The following is an 8600-nucleotide window of genomic DNA, read 5'->3' as shown; positions in this document are numbered from 1 at the left end:
ACTGAGGATCAGAAAGCTTGTTTGAATCGATGTATTTCATCCGCAGATTATGCACGAATGCTAAGAAATCCGGAGTGCAAATATTAACCAAAAAGAAGATCGTTTTTTGATTTATGAAAGAGATCTAAACAAACAAACAAACAAAAATAAACCTATATTTTTATATATTTCAAAATCTTATATGAAATAATAACACGTTTTAGACTTTAACATTCCAGCTATCAATAACGTAATACATAGCCATATTTAGTAAAGTAGCTGTGATGGCGTCAATTTAACTCAACTCCTAAGCTATTGATTTAGTGAACCATAAAGCCAATAGCATTTTTCCTGTACCCATTTTTTACCCAAATTAGATTTAGTGCATTGAATCACAAAATTTATTTTGTTCAAATCCATTAACAGGATTTGAAATGGTGTCCCGATATTAACACGTACGCATTCAATATTAAAAGATATGTTATAACATTACTTTTTTATATTTATTTTTTTCATGTATCATTCAAGAGTACAACTTCAGGGTGAAAGTTATGTTTGACAATATAGATGCTTTAAAAACAAAATTAGATCAGCATCGTCCTCTTTCTCCTGCAATTGTAAAAAATCTACAAGAAGATCTTATTGTTCGCTGGACATATCATTCAAATGCAATTGAAGGCAATACACTGACATTGCTAGAAACAAAAGTGGTTTTGGAAGGCATTACCGTTGGTGGAAAAGCATTACGAGAACATTTCGAGGCAATTAACCATAGAAATGCGATCTATTATGTTGAAGATATTATTCGTAAAGAAGAACCTTTTTCTGAATGGCAGATTCGTAATATCCATCAACTCATTCTAAAAAATATCGATGATGACAATGCAGGACGTTATCGCCAACAAAACGTGTTGATTTCAGGTGCTACGACTAACCCACCCGACTATACACTGTTGAATGATAAAATGGCTCAGCTTGTCGATTGGTACAATACTGAGGCACATAAGCTACATCCTATTGAACGTGCAGCTAAAGTACATGCAGACTTTGTAGGCATTCATCCATTTATTGATGGGAATGGTCGTACATCACGCTTATTGATGAATCTCGAATTACTTAAAGCTGGATATCCGCCTTGTGTGATTACAGTAGAAAATCGTTTGGCTTACTATGAAGCTTTAGATCAATGGATGGCTTATGGAAAAACTGAAGCATTTATCCAATTAGTTTCTGAGGCTGTGCTTGATGGATTTAAACCATATCAAGTTGTATTGGGGATTTAAGAATAATATTCGCCATAAATGTTGAGATAGCAATTTAATGATAAATATTAAACTTATAGTTTATTACAAATACTCTCATTAATCTTAATAAAATCAATCCATTCAATTTGATCTGATAGATAGGTTCTATAGTAATCTTCAATGCGACAAACAATGGGTCTATTTTCATAGATGTTACATAAATTAGTTTGCTCATTCAAATAACGACATACTGAATCCCCTCGATCTAAAAATTGCGTCTGGAGACTTAGATTAACCTTGCGGCAACACTTGCCGCAAGCTGTACAAGGAAACTTTATCTCTTGCTGTTTAGTCATTTGATCAAGATAACTCTTGTTGAAGATTTAATAGCTGGTCTAAAATTTTACGATTCGCTTGATCTTGCGCTCCGAACTCTAAACTGATTTGCTTAACGTCATTAATGATTTGAGTAAAAAAATCATCGATAACTGAATAGATTGCGATGGCTAAACTAGTCGCAAACTGATCCGAAATTTGTAGTGCCGAATCTTCAATTTGCTGATCTCTACGTTCTCTTGCCTTTTGTTCAATTTCCTGATGGCGTTTAAGTTGTTCTGTCTCAGGGTCGTCACTGAATATATCATGCAAAGCTAACCCAATCGTCACTGCTGCCCCTGCAATAGGTACCGCCTTGCCAACTATTTGCCCAGCCCATTTTTCAATAGTTTTTTGTCCTACACCTTTCATCAAATTAGGTAAATACTGCTTCACCAAATTAAGCCCAGCAACGACATGCTCTGTCTTAATATTTTTACTCATAGATGCTGCAAATTGCCCTAATTGTTCTTTACTAATGTTAATCCCTTGATCATTCTCAGAGGCAGTATGTACATAAGTTTCTTGACTAAATGGATCAACTTGCACCTTCTTAAGATCATTAGGCAATCCATCTAGACAAAACGCAGGTATATTTGCTTGTAACTGCTCAATCTCATCCTGAATCTTTATGCTAGATGAGGTTAAGCAATCATTTAATTCAGTTTCAATTAATTTAGATTTATCTAGTATCCAGTTTTCAATATTATTTTCTATATTTTCCACATCATTATAAATCCATGATTTTATATTTTCATATAACTCTTTTTTATTTCCATCAATACGTTTTATCAAAACTTGTCGAGTATCTAATTTATCTTTAGATAAACCAGCAACAAGCTGATCATATTGCTTCACAATCTCATCTTTAGATTGCGCTTCAATTCCCTTGATATTCTCTGTCAAAAATAAATTTAAATTATTTTCTAGTCGAGTATAAATATCTTCTTGAGAAATTCCTTCAATGAATTTATCTAATTGTTTCTCAAATTCAAAATACCCACTCATCTCTACCAATTTTTCTTTATCTTTTAATTTCCCCATCAATGCCATTTGAGCATTGATTTTAATAATTGGAATATCTTTCAAAATATTTTTTAAATGGCGTTCATCGGCTAATTCTTGTAGTCTTGCACGTGTTTGGTTTTTAAGTTGAATAAAATCTGTTTCGTTAAGCTGATTTTTTTCATTAAATACCAGAAAAACCTTTTTTCTATTTTCGAAGAGATCCATTAAAGTCGCTAAGGTTTTGGCTTCTTCCACTACACCTAAAGGATTCACCACAAAAATTACTGCATCAGCCTTCTCTAGTTGCTCTTTCGTCACATTTTCATGTTCTTTCGGCGCATCAATTCCTGGGGTATCCAAAATCATATAATTTCGACATGGATATTCCGTGACTTTGTCTGTTAATGGAATATCGCCCGTGGCTGCGACTTCTTTCCCAACTAAGGCATTAATCAACGTGCTTTTTCCTGCATTATAAACCCCATACACCATAATATTGGCATCGGGTTTATTTCTCTTATCCTCAAACATATTTTGAACTGTAGCAAAACTTTGTTGCATATAAGTATGCTCAGCCACCAACACTTTGCTCTGTTCATATGTTGCAAACAATTGCTTAATCTGAATATTCATTTTGGTGTTCATTATCCATTCAATTTAGTTTCGGTATCTAAAATCATGCTATTTAATTGCTTTTGAAAACTATTTATTTCATTTTTTAATTGCGTTACTAAATGCTCAGCACTATTTAATGCCATTTCCAGTAAGGTTTTCTGAAATTCAGTCATTTGTACTTGAATTGAATTTTGTAATCGTTCATCAAACTGCTTTTGAATGTGTATTAAATTATCTCCAACATTTAAAGTAATCTCACGATAATTTACACTGGCATCATCACCTGTCTTACTACCCAACCAACCTCCGACAGTAGAACCAATTCCCATCCCTGCCGCAACTCCTGCAGGCCCTCCCAAAAGACCAATCCCCCCACCAATAGCAGTACCAACCAAAGCACCAAATCCACCATTACGCCTACGTGTCCCAGAAGTTACACTATCTGCAACCTGTTCCGTACGTTGCTCAATTTTAAATTCCGGTAAATCCAATAAAGCATTATGCTTTATAACACTCATTAACTGACTTCCGAACTCATTCATCACTTGTTGTAAAATCGTTTGTTGCGCCGTAATCATGGCTTGATTTTGCTGCTGTGCCAAAATATCCGCTATTTTCTTAATTGCCTGCTTCATTTGTATCGGATCATCACGATATTGAGTCAATCTTTCAAATTCATCATCCACCATTTGGCTAAACTGTTGCTGAATCAAACGTTTTTGTTCATTAATTTGAATTGGAATACTTTTTTGTATTCTTTCAATTGGCTGCTGGAAATCCACAATAAGTTGCGCATAGTTTTCCAAATCATTCACAAAATCAGTCAAAAAGTTTTTAAAATTCAATATTGGGGTTTGATGTTTCAATTTCACCCCATCTTCTCTCGCAATTTTCCCAAGCGTTGCAAACAACTGTCCCATGCCGCTATCAGCAAAATTATCAACCTGACCTTCGTGCTCTTGCGCATAACGTGCAGAGAAAGATAAAATTTCAATATTATTCGTTTTTCCTGCCAACTCTGGAATTTCCTCCAATGCTGAACGAATATATTTTTGTTGATCTAAACGACGTTGTCGATCTTTCATAACGATAGTAGAAATCATTTCATCTTTTTCGTCATCCCAATCATGTGCAACATCATCACTTCCAGTTAAAAGTAAGATAATCTTCTTATCTGTACGATAAAGGTTTAAAATTTCATTTAAATCACTTTCTCGTCCAGGTGAATCCGATTTCATGGTGTATAAAATTAAATCGGCATGTTCCACATAATCTTTTGCCAAATCACCATTTTCTTGATTAATTGAATGCAATCCAGGTGAGTCAATCCATGTTAATCCATCAAGACTAAAGCCCTGAATCGAACTAGTTGCTTCAGTTGCTCCTACCCGAAATTCTTTTTTTATTTCAGCTTCTTTGGCAACATCACCACCTTTTACTTCTGTTTTTTGACCCGAAAAATAAACAGGCTGTAACTCTTTTTTAATTTTTCTTTTTTGTTGATCTGTTGGATCAGTATGCCCCCAAGCCATATAGTTGCCCAAAGAGCTTTTACCCGACTTTACTTTGCCATACACAAACACCAATAAAGAATCATTAAATCCTGCTCGAAAATGCACCCCTGTATCTTGTGTAGTTATTTTCTTTTGCCAATTTTGATTAGTTTTTTCAAGAATGTTCCTAAATTTTTCAATCTGTTGAAATAATGGATTATTTTTAGAAATATTATGCTCTGATGCTTTTAAATAACCTGCCATATTTTGCTGAAATTGATGACAGTGGCTTTTAAAAACTTGATCTTGTTCTTGGGAAAAATTAAATTTTTGTTGCAACTCTTTAAAAATATTTAAGAGTTCTGGGCGAGAAATTGACAAAACCGCTGAGTCCATAAAATAATCCAAACTTATTTAGGTCAAAAAATGTGTAATTCCTTAACAAAAGGAATTACACATAAAAATTTAAGATAATGCTTTAATTACTGATGTTAATTGGTTCAATTCATCTTGAAGTAAATCCATCTGTTTCAGCGTGCTTTTCATTTGTTCCGTAGGTTTAACATTTATTCCATAAATTTGCTCAAACAAAGAAATATCTTTAATAAACTGATATTTTGCAGTTTTTACCGAACTCGATTCCAGTTGTGAAAAATTAGAACCATTACTCGACAAGGTTAGATTATTGATCTTCGTTCCATGCACTGTCACCAAATTGGGTAATGAGGCAATGATCTCTTGATATATCCGTTGGACACCGTGATCGAACTCTTGTTTAATCGATATTTTTCTTTCATTACGCTCACGTTCTTGACGTTCACGTTCAGCGGCTCGGCGGCGGCGATCTTCATCATCATTATTGTTGTTTGACGGCTTATCATCTTCTGATAATGCCGCAACTACCGCAGCCCCTGCAGCAACCACTGCTGCTCCAATTAACCAAGGTAATGGCATGATTATTCTCCTAAATATTTTTGTACTGTTGAGCTTTTATCTCAACAAATTGTTTTAAACTTTTTAAACTTCTTTGAAATGAAACAAAACCATCCATTAATAATGATCGTTGTGCCTGATGTTCCGCTTCAATCTTAGTTTTTTGTTCAGTCAATTTTTTTAACAATAGTGCTTTCTCTTGATTTAATCGCTCTTGACGAACGACTTGCGTATTCGAGACGATACTATTAATGCATTGCTTTAAATCTTCAATATGACTATGACGGACTAAACCATCTTTATGCTTTTGTATTCCTTGTTGATAAAGTGTATTTGAAATTTGAAAGCACTGTGGTTGAAAACCTAAATATTGCTCACATTGCTCTAATACTCTTTTTTGAATTTGATCAACCTTAGATCGATCTTCCTTATCCACTTTACTCAAAATCAGAATAATATTTTTCTCTGCATATTGACCAAAAGATGTACGAACATCTTTTAAAAATTCAACCTCATTTGCTTCCAATTCACCTTGAAGCTGATGTACAAAAAGCACAACATCGGCCTTTTTAATACCCTTTAGTGCCTCTAAATTATCTGCTGCATTTGCATCTAATCCTGGTGTATCTAAGTAAATATATTGATCCGCTTCATAAGCACAGACTTCTGTAGTCTCACGAAAATCATTGGTTTTAAAAAATTCTTGCTCAATATGCTGAGTCAACATATTTAATAATGAACTTTTACCTGCATTCATCAACCCCCAAGTCACAATCACAGATTTTTCACTTCGCAAAGATTGATTGAGAAAATCTTGACTATATTTCCTTAAATCTTGGCTTTCTTTTAATAAATATGAAGCTGACATTTTATCTCCTAATACGCTACTTATTTAAACCAACTTTTAGGGTGGATTACCCAATTTAATAATGTGACTTCTCCCACGACTTGCATGATGGTTCCACATTTTTTACATCGCGGGAAACCTATAATCACATCACTTTTAGGTGCAAAAATCCCTGTTTTTTTACATTGAGGGCATTGCACGTTCATTGGTTTAGGCTTCCACATTATTATTTTATTCCTTACCGTTCTAAATATTCTTTCAATCCCACTTCTAACTCATTTTGTAAATGCGCTGGACTAATAATCGCCACATGCGGAATCCAAAATCGGATTAATGGCAACAACTGCATGTCATGATTAATTTTAGAAGAAACCAGCAACCCGCCATCATTTAACTCTTTTACTATTTGTTGCTCGGGCAATATCGATCGCTGCTTAAAATAAAATGCAACCGGACTATCAATAGATAAAATAATTTCCTGTTTATCCTGTCCAAACCAGATGCTGTCATCATCTTCTACAAGTTTTTCAATATTCTGATCTGGAATAAATTGTGAATATTCATGTGGAGAGCCCATCAGCCGAATATGGGAAATACGGTAAGTACGCAATTGGTCTTTTCGTACTGCTGCCAAATACCAACTACCATGATGATGGATTAGACGATAAGGCTGAACCAATCGAGGCTCCCCTTTATATACAAAACCAATTTGTCGCTGTTCTTGAATTGCTTTTCCAAGAACTTTAAAGAGTTCTTTAAACTCACTTACATCTTCAAAAGAGTAACCTTTAGCACAATAAATCTGTTGTGCTCGACTATCTAAAAGTTCACGTAGAAAAGACATATCCAATGACGGATACAAATGACTAATTCCTGATAGCTGTGCAAAATTGCGGATATCCTTCGGAGCAATTTTCCCTAAATAATTTAACTCCAGATAATATCTTTTATTTTCAACATCCTGCTGTATCGGCAAATAAGTAGTGAGGCGATCAAAATCTCTCGAAATCGTACGGGTACTTACCCCAAACTCTTCGGCGAGTTCTTTTATACTTAACTGATACCCCATATTTAACTTTGTTAAAATATTGGCCAATCTGTCAGCTAAACGCTCATGAATAGAATCATCACGTTGCATAGATTATCTCTAATTATTCAAAAGTAATACTTGATTTATATTTGAAATATAACACATTAAAAATACAAAAAGTTACACCAATTCACAAAAAAATAAGCTTCATTTTTCTTTAAATAGAGTTTAGTCGATCTAAATAACGCTCCAAATGCAACATGGCTACATAGTACTTTTTCAACTCAAATTTATTTATTTTTCCAAAAAGAAAAGCCCTAAAAATACGCTTTAATGCCTTCATCTTATGCTTATTGGTAAATGTATAAGGACATATTTTCATGTAAATTTCCTTTCAATATTGCTTTTAAACTTGATTTGCTTAAAGTAACTATTCAACTGAAAGATGAAGATAAGGCATGAAAATGACAGGAGATGTCATAAAGTTTATTATATTTCTTAATTTTCTTCTTTTTGAAATCGTTATTAAATAAAGGAGGTGGTGTCAACTTAACTGAAACTATAACTTACTAATATTTATTAAATTAATTACTCTACATTTTTATGCGTTAATTGATCCAAATAATCAGACCATGCTTGCATCATCACTGAACGCTCCTCCAAATACTTAGTACGGTTGTACGCTCGACCATGCATATCGCGAACCTGATGTGCAAGTTGTTGTTCTATACGTTCAATAGGAAATTTTAGAACTTCATCTAATAAAGTTCTTGCCGTAGCTCTAAAGCCATGCCCTGTTGTCTCACCATTTTCAAAACCATATTGTTTCAATCGTTTATTAATAGTTGATTCACTGATGGTTTTCGTTTTATCTCGCATAGACACAAAACAATATTCGGTATATCCAGTAATGCAATACAATTCTTGGAACAGCTTCAAGACTTGATCAGGCTTTGTTGCACAAAGATTTGAAATACAAAGCCCCCTAATTGAGCCAAATTTAAGGCGTAACTTGGGTAAGTGGTCGACCTAATTCCGTAAATCTGTTGAGGACTGCTACACGTGCATGAATTTCA

The 8600-nt window shown here is 34.1% G+C and carries 7 protein-coding genes and 1 pseudogene; 1 reads left to right on the top strand and 7 read right to left on the bottom strand.

Features of this window, described 5'->3' with window-relative positions:
- Positions 1–530 precede the first annotated feature (530 nt).
- Positions 531–1262, top strand: a complete 732-nt coding sequence (locus FTV38_RS15880) for a Fic family protein (protein ID WP_120403233.1) — start codon at positions 531–533, stop codon at positions 1260–1262.
- 53 nt (positions 1263–1315) lie between these two features.
- Here FTV38_RS15880 and FTV38_RS15875 read toward each other — a convergent pair whose 3' ends face one another.
- The 7 genes and pseudogenes from FTV38_RS15875 to FTV38_RS15845 form a co-directional block, all read right to left on the bottom strand.
- Entirely contained in the window at positions 1316–1579 is a 264-nt protein-coding gene (locus FTV38_RS15875) for a YkgJ family cysteine cluster protein (protein ID WP_081402601.1), read from the bottom strand.
- Positions 1580–1583: 4 nt separating this feature from the next.
- The gene (locus tag FTV38_RS15870) at positions 1584–3239 is read right to left on the bottom strand and encodes a GTPase (RefSeq protein ID WP_171070611.1); all 1656 of its coding nucleotides are present in this window, start codon (positions 3237–3239) and stop codon (positions 1584–1586) included.
- A gap of 11 nt (positions 3240–3250) precedes the next feature.
- Positions 3251–5110 (bottom strand): dynamin family protein, encoded by a 1860-nt coding sequence (locus tag FTV38_RS15865; RefSeq protein WP_034675522.1) that lies wholly within the window; start codon positions 5108–5110, stop codon positions 3251–3253.
- Positions 5111–5179: 69 nt separating this feature from the next.
- On the bottom strand, positions 5180–5668 hold the full coding sequence (locus FTV38_RS15860) for a hypothetical protein (RefSeq protein WP_034675520.1): 489 nt from the start codon (positions 5666–5668) through the stop codon (positions 5180–5182).
- A gap of 10 nt (positions 5669–5678) precedes the next feature.
- Positions 5679–6515: a GTPase gene (locus FTV38_RS15855; protein ID WP_180170998.1), complete on the bottom strand. Its 837-nt coding sequence runs from the start codon at positions 6513–6515 to the stop codon at positions 5679–5681.
- A gap of 217 nt (positions 6516–6732) precedes the next feature.
- Positions 6733–7632: a YafY family protein gene (locus FTV38_RS15850; protein ID WP_180022973.1), complete on the bottom strand. Its 900-nt coding sequence runs from the start codon at positions 7630–7632 to the stop codon at positions 6733–6735.
- A 480-nt stretch (positions 7633–8112) separates the two neighbouring features.
- Positions 8113–8472, bottom strand: a pseudogene (locus FTV38_RS15845) (tyrosine-type recombinase/integrase); the annotation flags it as partial.
- Between the last annotated feature and the right edge of the window lie 128 nt (positions 8473–8600).

Source organism: Acinetobacter sp. YH16044 (assembly GCF_013417145.1).
In the GTDB taxonomy this organism is placed as follows: domain Bacteria; phylum Pseudomonadota; class Gammaproteobacteria; order Pseudomonadales; family Moraxellaceae; genus Acinetobacter; species Acinetobacter amyesii.
The sequence above is the reverse complement of the archived record's forward strand: the minus strand, read 5'-3'. Positions and strand labels throughout refer to the sequence as shown.

Excerpts from the sequence above, each read along its gene's own strand:
- FTV38_RS15870 (WP_171070611.1), bottom strand. The coding sequence starts at position 3,239 with ATGAATATTCAGATTAAGCAATTGTTTGCAACATATGAACAGAGCAAA.
- FTV38_RS15865 (WP_034675522.1), bottom strand. The coding sequence starts at position 5,110 with ATGGACTCAGCGGTTTTGTCAATTTCTCGCCCAGAACTCTTAAATATT.
- FTV38_RS15875 (WP_081402601.1), bottom strand. The coding sequence starts at position 1,579 with ATGACTAAACAGCAAGAGATAAAGTTTCCTTGTACAGCTTGCGGCAAG.
- FTV38_RS15850 (WP_180022973.1), bottom strand. The coding sequence starts at position 7,632 with ATGCAACGTGATGATTCTATTCATGAGCGTTTAGCTGACAGATTGGCC.
- FTV38_RS15860 (WP_034675520.1), bottom strand. The coding sequence starts at position 5,668 with ATGCCATTACCTTGGTTAATTGGAGCAGCAGTGGTTGCTGCAGGGGCT.
- FTV38_RS15880 (WP_120403233.1), top strand. The coding sequence starts at position 531 with ATGTTTGACAATATAGATGCTTTAAAAACAAAATTAGATCAGCATCGT.
- FTV38_RS15855 (WP_180170998.1), bottom strand. The coding sequence starts at position 6,515 with ATGTCAGCTTCATATTTATTAAAAGAAAGCCAAGATTTAAGGAAATAT.